Raw genomic sequence first — 18,670 nt, forward strand, 5'->3', positions numbered from 1 at the left:
CCCGAAATAAGAAATTGAATATGACCGAAAATATGACCGAAAATATGGCAGTAAAAAACGAGCCGAAAAAAACACAAAATAAAACTCACGTTACCATCGCGTTAACCAATCCAAAAACCCCTACGAATGTTGGTGCAGTAATGCGTGCAGTAGGTTGTTATAAAGCAGACCAAATTATTTATAACGGTCATAGGTTTGCACAAGCCGCCAAGTATCATAAAAACACATTGCAAACCGATACCTTCAATATGCAAAAGAAAATTCCATTATTACAGGTCGAAAGTTTTATAGGTATTAAAGACTCACTGGAAAGTATTCCAGCGTCGGCTAAAATAATCTGTGTCGATTTAGTTGAAGGTGCTACACCGTTACCACATTTTGTTCATCCAGAGCAGGCTGTTTATATTTTTGGCCCTGAAGATAGTTCGATAAAACAAGACGTGATTGATATAGCTGATCATGTCGTTTATGTGCCAACAGTAGGGTGTATGAACCTAGCAGCAACGGTTAATGTGTTGCTGTATGACAGATTAGCAAAATCTTTGACTAATCAGAAAGACTCAATGTTAGCTGATAATGCGTTAATTAGAAAAAGTCGAGATACCAATAACACATCAAAAGTTAAAAATAATACCGCCAACTAATATTTGAAAGAATGAGAATAGATATAGGGGAAGAGTGATTAATACCGAGCGAAAAGTAAACACAAGTACAAAGCTCAAAGCTAACGCTTGCCCAGTATCTCTGTCTGCGCGAAGTAAGATTAAGATTTTTTTACTCAAGCTTACCGGACTCTTCTGTGTAGGTTTAGCTATCTTAGGTGCGATTTTACCTGTGCTACCGACAACAGTATTTCTCATTATGGCGGCAGGGTGTTTTGCTAAGTCTTCACCCCGTATGCAGCAAAAACTGCTAGAAAATAAAATTTTTGGCCCCCTGATCCACGATTGGCAAGAACATCGAAGTATTCCGATAAAAGCTAAGCGTATTGCCTTGCTATCTATTATTCTTTCCGTATGTTGGTCGGCCTATATGTTGCAAAGTACCATGTTAACGGCGTTGGTAGTCGCTTTGGTTATTGGTCCTTTTATTTTTTTATTGCGTTTACCGCTGAGTAAATGAATAGAAGAAGAAAATAGATAAATAACTACTATACACCTCACCAATAGCGCCCTAGTAAATATCTCGCTAATATATAAGGGGGTGGTTGCAATGCAGACATTCCTAATAGTAATGGGTGGCATAGTATAGCCTGCATTGTCGGTTGAGCTGATTTGAAGTCGCTAAGAAGAAGGCTAAGCAAGTGCCTTATTTACGATTATCGCTAAATGATCAGGTAGTGTTAAACCTAAAGCAATATCATGAGCTTGCTCGGACATTTTATGCCAGGTTAATTGCACAATACGAACAATCTTGGCTTCATTATCTTGCTCGGTATATTTCGCCGCAAATGCATTAAAGTAATGCATAAGAAAAACTAAACAGGCAACATCCTCTAAAGTTTGGCTATCACTATTGGTTTTTAAGTTATCTTTTCGGATGATGGCGGCACATTGGTCAGCTTGCACTTTGTTATAACCATGCTCAAGCATAATGCTTGCCGTTAGCTCGGCATGAAACTTACCTTGGGCAATTCGCCATTGGAAATATCCAGATTTTCCTTCGGCAAACTCAGTACGTTCTAACTGCCAACGCTTAATATGCTGTGCTCGAACCGCAATTTGTAAAAGCTCATTTGCCTCAGGCCAATATTGTTTCAAGCACTCAGTCATTTGTTGCCCGTAAACTAACTCTTTTGCTTGGCTGCTACCGTTAGATAATAGGGTATTAGGATCTTGGCGATTAATTTCGTCAATGGCGGCTAAAGTCTTATTTAATTTTTCTAAAGTCATTTTAAAATCAATCACGGTTTATTTAATAAAAGTAATACTATTATACGCAACTACTATTAAAAAAGAATCAGGCTAAATAAAGTCCAATAAGAAAATAGTAGAAGATAGATAATTTCTCGTTGTGATGGCCTGTTGTTATTGTTGTTTGTGCCACTTTTACGTATAATACTTTCCCGTCCTGCTTGTTTGGCAAAACTCCTATTTCAACAATTAAATCTTTACGCTTTTACTTGATATAATCACTTGTTAAATTTAAGTATATAGAGTGTTTGTAATTATTAGTTTGAAATAAAGTTTATAAATATTAGCCAATTAAGCACAAAATTCTGTTTTTTCTGACATCGGTGTAAACATGACAACTAGATATATTTTTGTAACTGGCGGTGTAGTATCGTCTCTTGGTAAAGGTATTGCCGCAGCATCCCTAGCAGCAATTCTTGAAGCGCGTGGTTTAAAAGTTACCATGTTAAAACTTGACCCGTATATTAACGTTGATCCCGGTACCATGAGCCCAATACAACACGGTGAGGTTTTTGTTACCGAAGATGGCGCTGAAACCGATCTAGATTTGGGCCATTATGAGCGTTTTATCCGCACCAAAATGACCAAACGTAATAACTTTACCACAGGTCGCATCTATCAAGATATTTTAGCTCGCGAACGTAAAGGTGAGTTTTTAGGTGCCACGATTCAAGTTATTCCACATATTACTAACGATATTAAACGTCGAGTAATTGAAGGTGCTGAAGGCTACGACGTGGCCATGGTTGAAGTCGGTGGTACGGTAGGCGATATTGAATCACAACCATTCTTAGAAGCCATTCGTCAATTAGCATTAGAAGTAGGTCGTGAACGCGCTATGTTTATGCACCTTACGTTAGTGCCTTATCTAGCAGCGGCAGGTGAAATTAAGACTAAGCCCACTCAGCATTCAGTCAAAGACTTACGTTCTATCGGTATTTTACCTGATATTTTAGTGTGTCGTTCTGACAGACCTATTCCCAGTGCACAGCGTGCTAAAATTGCTTTATTTTGTAATGTTGAAGAAAAAGCTGTGATATCACTGCGTGATGTCGACAGTATTTATAAAATACCGGCAATATTAAAGGCACAAGGAACTGATGAGATAGTGGTTAAACGCTTTGGTTTAGACGTACCAGAAGCCGATTTATCTGAATGGGAAGAAGTGCTTTATCATGAAGCAAACCCACAAGGTGAAGTCACTATTGGCATGGTTGGTAAATATATTGAATTACCTGATGCCTATAAATCAGTCAACGAAGCATTAAAACATGCCGGACTTAAAAACCAAGTAACAGTTAATATAAAGTACATTGACTCGCAAGACCTTGAAGTAAAAGGTGTCGGTATTTTAGCTGACCTTGATGGTATCCTAGTACCAGGTGGTTTTGGTGAACGTGGTGTTGAAGGTAAAATTTTAGCGGCAAAGTATGCCCGTGAAAATAAAGTGCCGTATTTAGGTATTTGTTTAGGTATGCAGGTCGCCTTAATTGAGTTTGCGCGAAATGTTGCTGGCTTAACGGATGCACACAGTACTGAATTTAATAAAGATACACCGTATCCTGTTATTGGTTTGATCAGCGAATGGTTAGATGAAGATGGCCAAGTAGAGTATCGCAATGAGCAATCAGATTTAGGCGGTACTATGCGTTTAGGTTCACAATTGTGTCACCTGATGAAAGGTACCAAGGCATGTGACGTATATGGCAGTGAAACAATTAATGAGAGACACCGTCACCGATATGAGGTAAATAATAACTACCGCGAACAATTAAGCAAAGCAGGTTTAGTGTTCTCGGGGCTATCAGCAGATAAAAGTTTAGTGGAAGTGATTGAAATGCCTGATCACCCATGGTTTATTGCCGGGCAATTTCATCCGGAGTTTAATTCAACTCCACGTGATGGACACCCGTTGTTTGAAAGTTTTATTGCCACCACCTTTGAGTTGCAAAAACAAAAAACAAACGTATAACCACTTTATCAAAACCGTAGCCAATGCTGCGGTTTTTTATGTTCAGGATGAACGGTAGGTCACGGTACTATGGATGGTAAATAGTGATCACTCTGCCACATTTAAGATTATAAAATTTAACAGGAATGATAATGTCAAAAATTAGCAAAATTTTAGCACGTGAAATCATGGATTCTCGTGGTAACCCAACCGTTGAAGCAGACGTTTATTTAGAATCAGGTGCTTGGGGTCGTGCTGCGGCACCCTCTGGAGCGTCTACTGGTTCACGTGAAGCTCTAGAGTTACGCGATGGTGATAAGTCTCGCTATTTAGGTAAAGGTGTATTAAAAGCCGTTGCCGCGATTAAAAATGATATTACCCCTGCTCTTATTGGTCAACGTGCTGTCGAGCAAGCTAACATCGATCAAATCATGATTGATTTAGATGGAACTGAAAATAAAGAAAAATTTGGCGCTAACGCTATTCTTGCAGTGTCTTTAGCGGTAGCTAAAGCAGCGGCAATGGATAAAGGCGTACAGTTATTCGAACATATCGCTGACTTAAATGGCACTCCAGGTGTTTATAGCTTACCTCTTCCTATGATGAACATCATCAATGGCGGTGAACATGCTGATAATAACGTTGATATTCAAGAGTTTATGGTTCAGCCGGTCGGCGCTGAAAGCTTTTCAGAAGCATTACGTATGGGCGCTGAAATATTTCACGCCTTGAAAAAAGTACTATCAGACAAGGGGTTAAGTACCTCTGTTGGTGATGAAGGTGGTTTTGCTCCTGATTTAGCTTCTAACGCTGATGCTTTAGCGGTAATTAAAGAAGCGGTAGATGCTGCGGGTTATGTTTTAGGTAAAGATGTTACTTTAGCGATGGATTGTGCAGCGACTGAATTTTACGATAAAGACAAAGGTATTTATGACCTTAAAGGTGAAGGCAAGCAATTTACTTCAAACGAGTTTTCTGATTTCCTAGGCGAACTTTGTAAACAATACCCAATCGTTTCAATTGAAGATGGCTTAGATGAGTCAGACTGGGATGGTTTTAAATACCAAACTGATTTACTTGGCGATAAAGTACAAATTGTTGGTGATGATTTATTTGTTACTAATACTAAAATCTTCAAGCGTGGTATTGATACTGGCGTTGCTAACTCAATCTTAATTAAGTTTAACCAAATTGGCTCATTAACTGAGACTTTAGCTGCGATTAAAATGGCAAAAGATGCCGGTTATACTGCCGTTATTTCACATCGCAGCGGTGAAACTGAAGATGCTACTATCGCTGATTTAGCGGTAGGTACTGCTGCCGGTCAAATCAAAACGGGTTCTTTATGTCGCTCTGATCGTGTTGCTAAGTATAACCAATTATTGCGTATTGAAGAGTTCCTAGGTGATAAAGCAATATATAACGGTCGTTCTGAAATTAAAGGCCAATAATAATTAACACCTTCGCTCTTTAGTAAAATTACGGTGTTGCTTGTGCTCACTGACTCACGTCAGCTCCGCGCAAGCGCCTTGTTCTTTTATTAAATAGCTTTGGTCTTAAATATTATTCTGTTTAATATTATTTTGTAAAGTAATAGCAGTAACAGACATAAAAACGCAATTGCTACTGTAAGAGCAACTGCGTTTTTTTTGCCTAATATTTAGGGAGCATACTTAATTTGATAGCTTCGTTGCATGTGCTCACTGACTCACGTCAGCTCCGCGCAAACGTCTTGTTCTTTTATTAAATAGCTTTGGTCTTAAATATTATTCTGTTTAATATTATTTTGTAAAGTAATAGCAGTAACAGACATAAAAACGCAATTGCTACTGTAAGAGCAACTGCGTTTTTTTATGCCTGTTATTCAGTGGCAGAACCTACCCCTCAGGGAAACTTATTAATAATATCAGCGATTAACTTAGCTGTACGCTCAGGGCTCTCTAAGGGAAACATATGGCCACCAGGCGTGGTCTGTAATTTGATATGTTTATTGAGCTTAATAAAGCGGCTAAAGATCTTATGTGGGAATACATCAGTGCTCTCACCATAAACTAAGGTGGCAGGCATGGTTAATTTGTTTTTATAGCGAGATAAGTTTGAAGGGATATTTCTAAATATGTTGGCTTCTACTTGTGCATCAAATGTTAGCTCTAGTTGGTTGTTGCGCTCACAAATGCCATGGGTGACGTAATCAGTTAAACAGCGGCTATCAAAATCTTTAAATAGTTTTCTACCTGAAAATAGTGCACCAATATCTGAGCCTAGTGGCCAATGAACACGACGGTTTTCAGCACGCCCTGCAGGGCTAAATTTATCTATCCATCTGGTCTTCTTAACCAACCTTACCGCCAGCGCTCCAACGCCACTGAGTACTGGAGGATCTAGCATAATAAGCCCTTTGAATAAGTCAGGTCTTTGACAACAAGCAATAAAAGAGATCACCCCACCGAATGAATGACCGAGACAAACGATCTTGTTATTATCAATTTGCTTTGACTCCACATAAGCGATTAACTCTTCAACTTGCGCTTGCCAGTTATGGTTAATCGGTTTATTTTCTTGATGACCATATTTATCTAAAGCGATGATCTGCATATCATCAGGCAGGTAGCTAAATAAGGTTTGATAACTGCCCGCAGGAAAACCATTGGCATGAGCGAAATTGATGATATCTTTAGACATTAAATTTATTCGTAAAAAGGTGAAGGTTAAATTTAAACGGCTGTTTGAAAATTGTCAACAAATTACTTCTTTTGAAGGTCTATACCCAAACAATCTCAAGATGCAGCTGGAGTTAGAAGCGTATTTAGGCAGGTATTGATTGAATAACCATTAATTACATACGGGTCTTGATTATGAGTTGCTCAGCCGTTCTAAAACGAGTATTTTGAAGCAACTTGGCTATACACTTAGCGGTGGCAACTGGCAGGTATAAAAAAGCCCAGCGAACTGGGCTTTTATGTTTTAGTTGAATTTAATTTTAATTCTAATAGTCGACTAAAACTCTTCTAGCATATGCTCTAAGGAATTTTCATACATGCGTAGATCTTTTTCTAGCTGAAACTTATCACGAAAGGATTCTATTTCACGCCATTTCATTTTAGCTGTTGATACTACGCGTTTTTTTGTTACTTGAGTTATTGATTTGGAAACTTGGTTTATCTTATCCATAAAGTGCCCCTTATTTTTACCATCACATCGAAAAACAAATACCTTATTTATAAGCCCTTAGGCTTCATGCCATTATTAACACAATTTTTTAGACATTAAAATGAAAAAACGCATATTTTATATAAAATATGCGTTTTAAATAGTCGTTATCTGTACGAAATATAAATAAAGCCTGCTAGAGCATCGCGGCTAATTGCAGCTCAAGTTTCACTTGATCGATAGTAAAGTTACGAATACCTTCAGCAAGTTTTTCTGTAGCCATGGCATCTTCGTTCATCAACCAACGAAATTGTGCTTGGCTTAATGGCGTCTCTTGCTCTGCTGAAGCTTCACTGGCAATTAGTTTTTGTATAATGGTAGTAGTGTTATTTGCTAGTTCATCCATTAATGCCGGGCTAATGGTTAAACGGTCACAACCGGCAAGTTCAAGGATTTCACCGATATTCCTAAAGCTAGCACCCATAACAACAGTGCTATGGCCTTGTTTTTTATAGTAGTTATAAATACTGGTAACAGATACAACACCAGGATCTTCATTACTTGCATAGTCATCACGACCAGTATCCTTTTTGTGCCAATCTAGGATGCGACCGACAAAGGGAGAAATTAAATAAACGCCGGCTTCAGCACAGGCACGCGCTTGAGCAAAGCTGAATAGTAAAGTCAGGTTGCAGTTAATACCTTCTCGCTCAAGTTGTTCCGCGGCTTTAATACCTTCCCAGGTAGAAGCAAGTTTGATCAAAATTCTATCGTTGCTAATGCCAGCTTCGTTATACATGGCAATCAATTTATAGGCTTTAGCCATTGATGCTTTGGTATCAAAAGATAATCTCGCATCAACCTCCGTAGATATACGACCTGGGACAATTTTTAGTATTTCGAGGCCGATTAAGACAGAAAGTTTATCAGCGGCATCGATAACTTGCTGCTCAGCACTGGCGGATTGTGTTTTAGCCCAAGTAACAGCATCTTTTACTAACCCTTGATAATTTGGTAAAGCAGCGGCTTTTAATAACAGCGAAGGATTGGTGGTCGCATCTTGCGGTTGAAACTTTGCAATAGCTTCAATGTCACCCGTGTCAGCCACAACGGTGGTCATCTGTTTTAATTGGGCAAGTTGTGAAGAAGAGTTGGTCATAGCATTACCTTAATAGTGTCTCGGAAAGTTAATTTATACCAATTTCATTAAATTATTGCTCACTTGTGCTGGTTAAAATACTCCAGTTCAGCGTTGCTCTCAATCCCAATAGCTAGCTATTGCTCAATCGAGCGCCTTGCTCTGATGTATTTTTCCTATGCACAACAAGATCACAAACTTAATGGAACTGATATTAAAAATATTTTAAATTCGAAAATGAATGTAGCTGAAGAAATATTACAACATAATGATAAATAAAGTAGCCTTTATTGCGATATATTAACAACTAACTGGGTTTTTGTTTGTAAATTACGCCAAACAGCATGCGTTGGCGTAATACCGTGATTGATTTAACACTGTTAACTTGAATAAGCCTTATGATATATTATGTGCTATTAAGCAATCACTACTAATGGCTGAAAGTTAATGTTACTTGTTGTTTCCCCTGCAAAAAAATTAGATTTTGAATCCCCTTTAGCTACAGAGAAATTTAGCCAACCAGCTTTACTAGAGCAAAGTCAATTATTGATGGATGACTGCCTCAAATTAACACCGAGTGACATTGCCAGTTTGATGAAACTTAGTGATAAGCTTGCCGGTTTAAATGCGGCAAGGTTCGGGGAGTGGGCAACCCCCTTTACTACTGATAATGCCAGACAAGCAATATTAAGTTTTAATGGTGATGTATACACCGGGCTAGATGCACAAACCTTTAGCGATGACGATTTTGCCTTTGCTCAAAAGCATTTTAAAATTCTGTCAGGTTTATATGGGTTATTAAAACCGTTGGATTTAATACAAGCTTACCGTTTAGAGATGGGTTGTAAATTGGGTAATAGCCGTGGTGATAACTTATACCAATTTTGGGGTGAGATTATCACTAACGAACTTAACAAAGCGTTAAGTGATAATAAGGATGATGTACTGGTTAACCTCGCCTCAACGGAGTATTTTAAGTCAGTAAAAACGAAGTTGCTCAATGCTACCGTTATTACACCAACCTTTAAAGATTGGAAAAATGGCCAGTATAAAATCATCAGTTTTTACGCTAAAAAAGCGCGCGGTCTGATGGCGCGTTACATCATTCAAAATAAGTTAACCAACGTTGAGCAAATCAAGGCATTTGATTTGGCTGGTTATCGATACGATGAAGCCATGTCTAAAGGTAACGATTGGGTCTTTACCCGTAAAGAAAGTTAGTGTTAGCACAGACGGTTTAGCTATGTCGCTGGCATTGGTATGCGTTTCTTAATCATTTTAATATTTTAACATTTTAACCGGAGTCGACATGTTAACTTTACTGGCCAAGCTATTACATGCCTTAAATAGTGATAGCTCTATTAGGCAAATAGCCTTAGCCATAGCGTTAGGTTTTATTGTGGGTCTGTCGCCCATTTTTACCCTACATAATATCGTCATAATATTTTTTGTCTTCATTATTCGTGTGCACTTAGGCAGCTTTATTCTTGCGGTTGGCTTATTCTCTGGTATTAGTTATTTACTTTCACCGGTGATTGTTCAAGTGGGTGAGTCACTACTGACACAACCGGCATTGACCAATTTGTTCACTTATTTATATCAAATTAGCTTATTTAAACTCGCGCATTGGCATCACACTTATATCTTGGGAGCCTTTGTTTTAGGTGTCGCGTTAAGTGCGCCGGTGTACTTTATCAGTAAACTGCTTATTGAAAAATACCGTGTGCATATCATGACCTTCTTTGAGAAATTTAGAATTGTGCAAGCGTTAAAAGCCTCTAAGTTCTACCGTTTATACACCAGCATTGCCGGTGATTCTAGCTTATCTAAAGGAGGCCTGTAATGGTACGATTTATTCGTTGGCAAGGTATGATTGCCTTTATAGTTATAAGCGCGTTAGTTATTACCTTTATGTATTTCTTTGCGGAAACTCTGGTGAAAAAAGCCATTGTAAGCTCGGCGGAAAGTGCCTTTGGCGCTGAAGTCAATGTGGCAGAGGTGAAGTTGTCTTACTCTCCATTACAGATCAGTATTTTAGATATGCAAGTCACTGACAAAGAAACCCCTAGCGAGAACTTATTTAGTTTTGGGCGGGCATCAGCGGGTGTTGATGTTTGGCAGTATTTATTCGGTAAAATCATTATCGATGAACTTGAAGTGAGCCAGTTAGCTTTTTCTAGCATAAGATCTCAAATAGGTAAGGTTTATATTGATGAGAAGTTAACGGAGGCGACTAAAGAAAGTTTAGCAGAGCAAGCTAAAGCCCTGTTGCCAGAAGTTGATATGCAGTTGCCTAATGTGAAATCGTTACTTGATGATAGTAATTTGTTAACTATCAAGGCTGCCACTCAATTACAACAAAGCTATAAAATCGAACAAGAAAAACTTTTGGCATTGAAAGCGCAACTGCCTAATAAAGCGAAATTAAAGGCTTACCAAGATAAGGTTAAAGCCCTAGGCAAGATGAAAGTGAAGTCATTAGCTGACATCGAAAAAATAAAAACTGAATTTTCGCACATTAAAGCAGAGTTCAAAGCCGACCAAGCTCTAGTTAAAAATGCAAAGCTGCAAATCTTAGCCAGTCAAAAGTTATTAGCTAAGCAAATTAGTGAAGTAAAAAATGCTCCGGCGAAAGATTGGCAACAGATTGAAAAAACTTACCAACTTGACAGTATTGATAGCGAAGATTTTGCCCATATTCTCTTTGGTGAAAAAGCCAGAGAGTATGTTCAAAAAGCACAGTGGCTTTATGACACTGTTGCGCCTCTGCTGAAAAATAGCCAAGGTGATAATGTCACTACCGAGGGAAAGCCTCAGGCTAATGGTCGCTTTATCTATTTTATCGAAGAGACTCCGTTACCGTCGGTACTGGTGAAAAAAGCCTTATTCTCAATACAACTTGAGCAGGGTGAGGTGGCGATAACGGCTAGTGAATTAACCCATCAGCATTGGATTAGAGGCAAAGACAGCCTACTAAAGATCAGTTCAATCGATAATGGCGAACTTAAGCTGACAAGTCACTTTAATATAAGCCAGTCAGGTGATTTTAATGGCCAAGGCAAGTGGCTTGTTAATAATAGAGCTATATCAAATACCATGTTAACGCAAAGCAAAGCGTTAACATTGTCACTAAAATCGGCACAACTCGATGGTCAGGGTAGTTTTCAATTACTCAATGAAGATATAGCAACGACGAATCAATTCTCACTGAGTCAAGCAAGTTATCAAGGTAACGCGCAGTCAACAATCACCAAGCTATTACTCGATACCATTGAATCATTAGAGCATTTAACGATTGAACTTGGTGTAAACGGTAAAGTAAGTAAGCCAAACTTTACTATTACTTCATCGCTAAACGATGCATTAACTGGGGCGTTCAAACAACAGGTTGCCGGTAAGTTAGCTGATTTCAAGCAGACAGTGAATAAAGGGTTAAATGAAAAACTCGCAAATGCTCTGAAATTAGGCGACAGTCAAATGACTGAGCTTGTTGATCTTGAAGCCTTCTTAAATGACACCGATAAAGCACTTATCGATTTGAAGAACTCTGATGTTGTTAAACAGCAGCAGAAAAAACTCGAAGATAAGGCAAAAGATAAAGTAAAAGATAAGTTAAAAAAGAAATTTGGCGACTTATTTGGTTAAAGAAAGTATAAGAAATCATACGGCGCTACCTCAAACGCCTAAGCAGAAGTTTATTAATCGTTTAAAGGAATAATAATGAATAAATATCTTGCAGAATGTATTGGTACTTTTTGGTTGGTACTTGGAGGGTGTGGTAGTGCGGTATTAGCTGCAGGATTCCCTGAAGTAGGTATTGGCTTACTTGGCGTTTCCTTAGCCTTTGGTTTAACCGTAGTCACTATGGCTTATGCGATAGGACATATTTCAGGTTGTCATTTAAATCCAGCCGTGTCGGTAGGCCTTTGGGCTGGCGGTCGTTTTCCTGCCAGTGAACTTATGCCTTATATTATTGCCCAAGTTGTTGGCGCTATTGTCGGGGCAGGTGCGTTATACCTTATCGCTAGTGGTCAAGCCGGTTTTGATTTATCTGCAGGTTTTGCTGCCAATGGTTTTGGTGAGCATTCACCCGGTGGTTACTCTATGACAGCAGCGCTGGTTGCTGAAGTAGTATTAACCATGATGTTTATATTTGTCATTATGGGCGCAACTGATAAACGTGCGCCTGCAGGTTTAGCGCCCATTGCTATTGGCTTGTGCTTAACCCTCATTCACTTGATCAGTATTCCGGTTACAAATACCTCAGTAAACCCTGCACGTAGTACCGGTGTGGCATTATTTGTTGGTGATTGGGCTGTGGCTCAATTATGGTTGTTCTGGGTTGCACCTATTGTTGGCGGTTTTATTGGCGCTAAGTTATACCGCTTTGTCTCTAGAGAAGAAGAAAAAGAAGCAACGAGTTAATGGCACCCGAATAGAATCTAAGTAGAAGAAAAAATGCATAAAAAAAGACTGGTTTGCTATAGCAAACCAGTCTTTTTTATACGCTTAAATTACTAAGGGTAACTAGGCATAGCAGGTAAGTCTTACTTAGCTGCTTTTGCTTGCTTAGCTTTTTTCTTGCCTTGCTTCTTTGCTTTAGCTTTTTTCTGCGAGTTAGTCAGTTTCATCTTTGCTTTTTTATTAACGACACGAGACTCTTTATGTTTAGGTCTTAAATCAGGAATTACACGGCGTGATAAACGCTCTTTGGTGTAACGCTCAATTTTGCCAATAACGCCCATATCGTGCGCTTCAACTAAAGATATGGCGGTACCCTTGTTACCAGCACGGCCAGTACGACCAATACGGTGGATATAAATATCAACTTTGCGCGGCATATCAAAATTAATCACATGAGTGATGTTGTCAATATCTAAACCACGAGCGGCAACATCAGTTGCCACTAATACTTTAATTTCACCACTTTTAAAACGTGAAATAGCTTTATTACGTTTATCTTGTGGCATTTTTCCTTCTAGCCAGACACAAGGTAATTCTTCAGCGTAAAGTTTGCCCGAAAGAGTCTGTACAGTTTCACGTTTATTGGCAAAAACAACAGTACGTTCGACGCCTTCTTGCTTCAATATATTGATCAACATGCTTAACTTGTGATTAGAATCATCAGCTAAGTGCAGCCATTGATGAATGACCGCTTTTTCTTTACGCGATGGGTTTGACTCTAAAAATATAGGGTCATTGAGCACATCTTTAGCAAAACCTAGTACACCAGCACCTTCTAAGGTGGCTGAAAATAGCATGGTTTGTTTGCGCCAGCGAGCTTCAGCAACAATTCGGTTGATGGTCTCACTAAAACCAATATCGAGCATGCGATCGGCTTCATCTAACACTAAAATTTCAATTTCACGCGCATCAAACTGTTCGTTCTCAATATATTCTAATAATCGACCTGGGGTCGCTACTAAAATATCTGTAGTGCTTGTTAAAATATCAGCATGGCTACCGTAGTTAACGCCACCGGTGATCACGCCGGTTTTTATTTTAGTTAGCTCGGTAAGTTGTTCACAATCTTGACCAATTTGTATCGCCAACTCACGAGTTGGCGTTAAAATTAATACCCGAGGGAAACCCGGCTGGGTACGTGGATAATCTAATAAATGCTGAGCGATTGGTAATAAAAATGCGGCTGTTTTACCTGTGCCTGTTGGGGCTGATGCAAGTATATCTCTACCTTTCATCGCTTCAGGAATAACAAGTTCCTGGATTGAAGTCGGCTTGGTGTAACCAATTTTATTTATACTGGCTAATAATTCTGAGTCTAGATCGAATTGCTCAAACATAGGGGATAATTCACTAAAAGTTATAATACCATTTTCATTAAATAAGGGATCTACTTTACAGGTTGGGAAACAGGAAAATACAGGGTCATTATTTCAATAACTAGTTGATCTAATTATTAAATAAATAACGAAGTAGGTGGCTGTTTTTAACCAGTAGAAATGATTAATTAATTAGTGAGATTGGTATAATGATAATATGGCGGCAATTATAGTGGTTTTAGCCCTTGCTGTAACTATTTATCGCTAGGACTAAACGCTTGTTTGCAGAACGTAATTGGATATATACCCGTTACCATTCAAAGTGCTCGATTTCAGTGGGAATTTAAATGACTTTAGGCAAGGAGAAGAACGTAAACATAGTCAGTCTATATTTTTGTTCTTTAACGCCGCATAAAGTCATTTAAAACCCATCGCAGAAGCGCTTGAGCAACATCACTTCATCGTTACATCCATTTGAATGGCGCTATATGGATGTAGCTTATAAGAGAATGCAGACGGTACAGGAAGTACCTTATTAGATAATGCAGGAGCATATTATCCTGAGCATATTCTCCTGAATAACCATGGCTACATTGATATGCCTTGAATTGAAATTGCTCAAGCACTCTGAAACATGCATCTTGAATGGTAACGGGTATAATGAAGAATAAATCCTATGAAGCAAAGCGATAAACTAAAAGAAGACGCTATAGTAAGCTACTGTACTCGAGTAATATTTGCTCACACCAAGTATCTAAACGATCATCGGTTAAGTTATATTGACTGTCTTCATCTAAGGACAAACCAACAAAGTGGCTTTCATCTGCTGTTAATGCTTTTGACGCGACAAATTCATAACCTTGAGTAGGCCAATAGCCAACAACTTTTGCCTCTTGCACCAGTACTTGGTCATGAAGCATGCCTAGGGCATCTTGAAACCATTCAGTGTAACCAACTTGATCGCCCATGCCATAAATGGCAATAATCTTATCACCAAGATCTAACTGACTAATATCGCTCCAAATAGATTCCCAATCTTCTTGTAATTCACCATAATCCCAAGTGGAAATACCTAAAATAATAAAATCATAATCTAGGCACAGCGCTAATGGTTGATCTTTAATATTGAAAATATCAACTATATCTGCACCAATTATTGCCTGGATTTTTTCGGCAACTATCTCTGTGTAACAAGTAGTTGAACCATAAAATAAACCAATTTTCATTATGCTAATTCCAAATTTTATTCTAGTACGAGTAACTTTGACGGGATTTTAGCAAAAACATTTAACTTTGTTTACAAGTTAATTCAATATACTGGTTATTTTAAGTTGCAAATAATCCCTCAGGGCTGTAATTTCCCTGCTAGTTATTAGGTCTATGTAAGTAAGCATGAGTATAAAGGTCATTGTTATCTGCTTTATTGCTTTCACTTGTTAGTTCGATATTAGAAATTTGTAGGAATCTTTATGTTTAAGACGTTTTTATTTAGTGCCGCACTGGCTGTTTTTACCTTACCTTTATTGTTATCAAGCGCAAATGCCTCACCAGCCAATGTACCTGAAAAATTAGTTAAAGCTGTCAATGACGCTACCATTCTGAATGTTGAACTTTTAAAAGAAAAAATCAACAGCTCTTTAGGCTTGACCGTGGTTAAGGTTGAAGCAACGCCAGTACCGGGCATTGCATTGTTAGTTACTAATCAAGGTTTGTTTTACGCCAGTTATGATGGCGATTTTTTTATTCAAGGCAAAGTTTATAGCTTAGGGGATGAAGTGAAAGATTTAGCCGAAGACAGTTTAGTTAAACTCCGCCTTGAAGGCATGGAAACCTTTAAAGACGATATGATTGTTTATAAAGCCGAAAACGAAAAGTATGTCGTGACTGTGTTTACTGATATTACCTGTGGTTATTGTCGTAAAATGCATGGCCAAATGGCTGATTACAATGCTCGTGGTATCACCTTTCGTTATTTAGCTTATCCGCGTTCAGGTATTAAAGACCGAACAGGTAACTTGAGCAAAGGCTTTATAGATCTACGTTCAGTGTGGTGTAGTGAAGATAATGCCGAGGCGTTAACTAAAGCTAAATCAGGCAGTGGCATCGCTCATCGAATTTGCGAAGCGCCTATTGAAGCGCAATTTGATTTTGGCCGCCAAACTGGCGTTAACGGTACGCCAGCCATTATATTATCAAATGGTATGATGGTTCCTGGCTATAAAGAACCTGCACAGTTAGAAGAGATATTAAAAAGTATCTAGTACTTAGGCCAAATGACGCGGTTAAAAGTACTTGCTGATTTTCAGTAAGTGCTTTTTTTATGTTAAAAATAAGTCATCATAAGAGCCAATTACTGTTCCCGTTCGAGAATCACTGAGATTTAGCTGAGATTTAACTGAGATTTAATAGAGATGAGTAAAAAAATTGTTCGCCGCGATCAAGTCGCCACCAGTCATTTACCTGATAGTTTATCCGAAATTATAAAACAGATTTATGCCAGCCGAGGCATGAAATCAGCAGATGAACTTGAGCTTAATGTTGCACGTTTACAAGGCATGGTTGCTGAAACTGCCCTTAAGGGGATGGACAAAGCTTGTCAATTATTACATCAAGCACTGCTCAATAAAACGCGTATCATCATTATTGGTGATTTTGATGCCGACGGCGCAACAAGTACGGCTTTGATGATGACAGCCTTAAGTTTGTTTGGCAGCAATCATCATGACTTTATTGTGCCAAATCGCTTTGAATTCGGTTATGGCTTAACGCCTGAAATTGTTGATATGGCTGCCAAGCAAAATGCTCAAATGCTCATCACTGTCGATAACGGCATTAGTTGTATTGCCGGCGTTAAACGAGCAAAAGATTTAGACATGCAAGTTATCGTTACCGACCATCACTTGCCCGGTCATTCATTACCTATAGCGGATGCGATTGTTAACCCAAATCAACACGGTTGTAATTTTCCGAGTAAAGCACTTGCCGGCGTAGGTGTCGCTTTTTATCTAATGCTCGCGTTAAGGAAATATTGTCGAGAGCATAACTACTTTGCTGAACAAGGGATCGCCGAGCCAAATATTGCCCAATTACTCGATTTAGTCGCATTAGGTACTGTTGCTGATGTAGTGCCACTTGATGCCAATAATCGAATTTTAGTTGCTCAAGGGTTAAAGCGTATTCGTGCCGGCCAAACACGGCCAGGCATTCAAGCACTGATTGAGATATCGAATAAAAACCAGCAAAGACTGGTTGCCAGTGATTTTGGCTTTGCTTTGGGTCCACGGATCAATGCTGCTGGACGCTTAGACGATATGTCCTATGGCATCAACTGTTTACTCGCTGAGGATTTATCAAGTGCGAGGGTCATGGCCGCCGAGTTAGATGATTTAAATAAAGCCCGCCGAGAAATAGAGCAGGGTATGCAGCAAGAAGCTGAGCGAGTACTCATCTCGCTAAATTTTGATGAGTTAAATTTACCGAGCGCTATCTCACTATTTCAAGCGGACTGGCATCAAGGCGTTATTGGTATCGTTGCTGGTCGTTTAAAAGAAAAATTTCATCGTCCTTGCATAGTCTTTGCTAAAGCAAAGCATGATGATAATGATCTAGAAAATGCTGAAATTAAAGGCTCCGCGCGCTCAATTCCAGGTTTACATATACGAGATTTACTCGAACATATTGATAGTCAGCAGCCTGGCTTAATTCTGAAGTTTGGTGGCCATGCCATGGCAGCGGGTTTATCAATTAAGCAAAAAGACTTCGCCAGGTTTCAACAACACTTTAATGACATGGCGAAAAAATGGTTAAAACCGGAAGACTTAGATAGCATTATCCTGTCTGATGGTGAATTAAGCGCAGAGTTACTCACCCTTGAATTTGCCGAACAATTACGTGAAGCAGGCCCTTGGGGACAGAATTTTCCCGAACCTTTATTTGATGATGTATTTACCTTAGTACAACAGCGAATTGTTGGCGAAAAACATTTGAAAATAGTGGTAGAAAAAGACACAGCTCAAGGTAAGCAGGTTTTTGATGGCATTGCTTTTAATGTTGATGTTAAAGCTTGGCCAAATGCGCAAGCGAAACAGGTTCACCTGGCTTATCGTCTAGATGTTAATGAATTTCGTGGTAAGCGTACTGTACAGTTGATGATTACTGATATGCGTACGGTTTAGCTGTAAAGCTAGTTAACTAAGCACCATACCCGCGAGCGGCATCAAGCGAAAACACCGGTGCCGCTCGCGGGTATGGTATTCGCTAACGGCATGAATAGCGTCAGTTTATGTGGTGAGCGTTTTTTTGCTGAAGTTAACCGCGGTGAAAGTTATATCTATGCGCGAAACATTGCCTTCAAAACGTCGATGACCCCCAATATTAATGCCTTATTTGCCGTTGGTATTGTCTCTTTACCTGGCATGATGACCGGACAAATTCTTACTGGTGTATCGCCTTTTATTGCAGCTCGTTACCAAATCATGGTGATGTGCATGGTCTTTGCTTCAGCAGGGTTAGCATCGGCAATATTTCTAATGTTGAATAAAAAAAGTCAAAATACAACTAACATCTAGTTCAGCGGAAATATCTTAGTTAAGGTGTTTTTATTAATCCGTATTGCCTTTTTCCTACGCTTTACTGACTAACTCCTAACCCATATCAATATGACATTTGTCACTTCAACTGATGACAAAGCGCTCTTACGGTTAACATTTGTTTTTGGCAAACTAACGTCACTGTCTCA

Annotated in this window: 16 protein-coding genes and 1 pseudogene; 11 read left to right on the forward strand and 6 right to left on the reverse strand. The window is 38.9% G+C overall.

The annotated features are described in order from the left end of the window. Window positions 1-32: 32 nt before the first annotated feature. Together F580_RS0114775 and F580_RS24610 are read left to right on the forward strand one after the other, a co-directional pair. Window positions 33-644, forward strand: coding sequence for an RNA methyltransferase (locus F580_RS0114775; protein WP_083926996.1), 612 nt, complete (start codon window positions 33-35; stop codon window positions 642-644). 34 nt (window positions 645-678) lie between these two features. Further along, on the forward strand, window positions 679-1,122 hold the full coding sequence (locus F580_RS24610; protein WP_019028517.1) for a YbaN family protein: 444 nt from the start codon (window positions 679-681) through the stop codon (window positions 1,120-1,122). 173 nt (window positions 1,123-1,295) lie between these two features. On the opposite strand, the gene F580_RS0114785 is transcribed toward F580_RS24610, so the two are convergent. Further along, a complete protein-coding gene (locus F580_RS0114785) occupies window positions 1,296-1,892 on the reverse strand; it encodes a DUF4202 domain-containing protein (RefSeq protein ID WP_026301459.1) in 597 nt (198 codons plus the stop codon). A 352-nt stretch (window positions 1,893-2,244) separates the two neighbouring features. Between F580_RS0114785 and F580_RS0114790 the strand changes: the two genes are divergently transcribed. Both F580_RS0114790 and eno read left to right on the forward strand, forming a co-directional pair. Beyond that, complete coding sequence (locus F580_RS0114790; protein ID WP_019028519.1) at window positions 2,245-3,885, forward strand: CTP synthase; 1,641 nt, start codon at window positions 2,245-2,247, stop codon at window positions 3,883-3,885. A gap of 131 nt (window positions 3,886-4,016) precedes the next feature. Beyond that, the gene (gene eno, locus F580_RS0114795) at window positions 4,017-5,315 is read left to right on the forward strand and encodes a phosphopyruvate hydratase (protein ID WP_019028520.1); all 1,299 of its coding nucleotides are present in this window, start codon (window positions 4,017-4,019) and stop codon (window positions 5,313-5,315) included. Between the two features lie 433 nt (window positions 5,316-5,748). On the opposite strand, the gene F580_RS0114800 is transcribed toward eno, so the two are convergent. The 3 genes from F580_RS0114800 to tal form a co-directional block, all read right to left on the reverse strand. Then, a complete protein-coding gene (locus tag F580_RS0114800) occupies window positions 5,749-6,546 on the reverse strand; it encodes an alpha/beta fold hydrolase (protein WP_019028521.1) in 798 nt (265 codons plus the stop codon). Window positions 6,547-6,861: 315 nt separating this feature from the next. Beyond that, complete coding sequence (locus tag F580_RS26410; protein WP_019028523.1) at window positions 6,862-7,035, reverse strand: DUF3545 family protein; 174 nt, start codon at window positions 7,033-7,035, stop codon at window positions 6,862-6,864. A 175-nt stretch (window positions 7,036-7,210) separates the two neighbouring features. Continuing rightward, entirely contained in the window at window positions 7,211-8,173 is a 963-nt protein-coding gene (gene tal, locus F580_RS0114815; RefSeq protein ID WP_019028524.1) for a transaldolase, read from the reverse strand. 426 nt (window positions 8,174-8,599) lie between these two features. On the opposite strand from tal, the gene yaaA reads away from it, so the two are divergent. From yaaA to aqpZ, 4 genes are all read left to right on the forward strand, one after another. After that, on the forward strand, window positions 8,600-9,373 hold the full coding sequence (gene yaaA / locus F580_RS0114820; protein ID WP_019028526.1) for a peroxide stress protein YaaA: 774 nt from the start codon (window positions 8,600-8,602) through the stop codon (window positions 9,371-9,373). Window positions 9,374-9,461: 88 nt separating this feature from the next. Then, the gene (locus F580_RS0114825) at window positions 9,462-9,995 is read left to right on the forward strand and encodes a TIGR03546 family protein (RefSeq protein WP_019028527.1); all 534 of its coding nucleotides are present in this window, start codon (window positions 9,462-9,464) and stop codon (window positions 9,993-9,995) included. Further along, the gene (locus tag F580_RS0114830) at window positions 9,995-11,797 is read left to right on the forward strand and encodes a TIGR03545 family protein (RefSeq protein WP_019028528.1); all 1,803 of its coding nucleotides are present in this window, start codon (window positions 9,995-9,997) and stop codon (window positions 11,795-11,797) included. Before F580_RS0114825 ends, F580_RS0114830 begins: the two co-directional genes overlap by 1 nt. Before the next feature lie 75 nt (window positions 11,798-11,872). Further along, window positions 11,873-12,577: an aquaporin Z gene (gene aqpZ, locus F580_RS0114835; protein ID WP_019028529.1), complete on the forward strand. Its 705-nt coding sequence runs from the start codon at window positions 11,873-11,875 to the stop codon at window positions 12,575-12,577. 122 nt (window positions 12,578-12,699) lie between these two features. Here aqpZ and srmB read toward each other — a convergent pair whose 3' ends face one another. Continuing rightward, window positions 12,700-13,953 carry an ATP-dependent RNA helicase SrmB gene (gene srmB, locus F580_RS0114840; protein ID WP_019028530.1) on the reverse strand — a complete coding sequence of 418 codons (1,254 nt, stop codon included), beginning with the start codon at window positions 13,951-13,953 and terminating at the stop codon, window positions 12,700-12,702. A gap of 686 nt (window positions 13,954-14,639) precedes the next feature. Further along, window positions 14,640-15,158: a flavodoxin FldB gene (gene fldB, locus F580_RS0114845; protein WP_019028531.1), complete on the reverse strand. Its 519-nt coding sequence runs from the start codon at window positions 15,156-15,158 to the stop codon at window positions 14,640-14,642. Between the two features lie 243 nt (window positions 15,159-15,401). On the opposite strand from fldB, the gene dsbC reads away from it, so the two are divergent. The 3 genes and pseudogenes from dsbC to F580_RS24615 all read left to right on the forward strand — a co-directional run. Then, window positions 15,402-16,193, forward strand: a complete 792-nt coding sequence (dsbC, locus tag F580_RS0114850; protein WP_019028532.1) for a bifunctional protein-disulfide isomerase/oxidoreductase DsbC — start codon at window positions 15,402-15,404, stop codon at window positions 16,191-16,193. Between the two features lie 150 nt (window positions 16,194-16,343). Continuing rightward, on the forward strand, window positions 16,344-18,107 hold the full coding sequence (gene recJ / locus F580_RS0114855; protein WP_019028533.1) for a single-stranded-DNA-specific exonuclease RecJ: 1,764 nt from the start codon (window positions 16,344-16,346) through the stop codon (window positions 18,105-18,107). 51 nt (window positions 18,108-18,158) lie between these two features. Continuing rightward, window positions 18,159-18,500 (forward strand): annotated as a pseudogene (locus tag F580_RS24615) (ABC transporter permease); the annotation flags it as partial. Window positions 18,501-18,670 lie beyond the last annotated feature (170 nt).

The organism is Colwellia piezophila ATCC BAA-637 (genome assembly GCF_000378625.1).
GTDB classification, from domain to species: domain Bacteria; phylum Pseudomonadota; class Gammaproteobacteria; order Enterobacterales; family Alteromonadaceae; genus Colwellia; species Colwellia piezophila.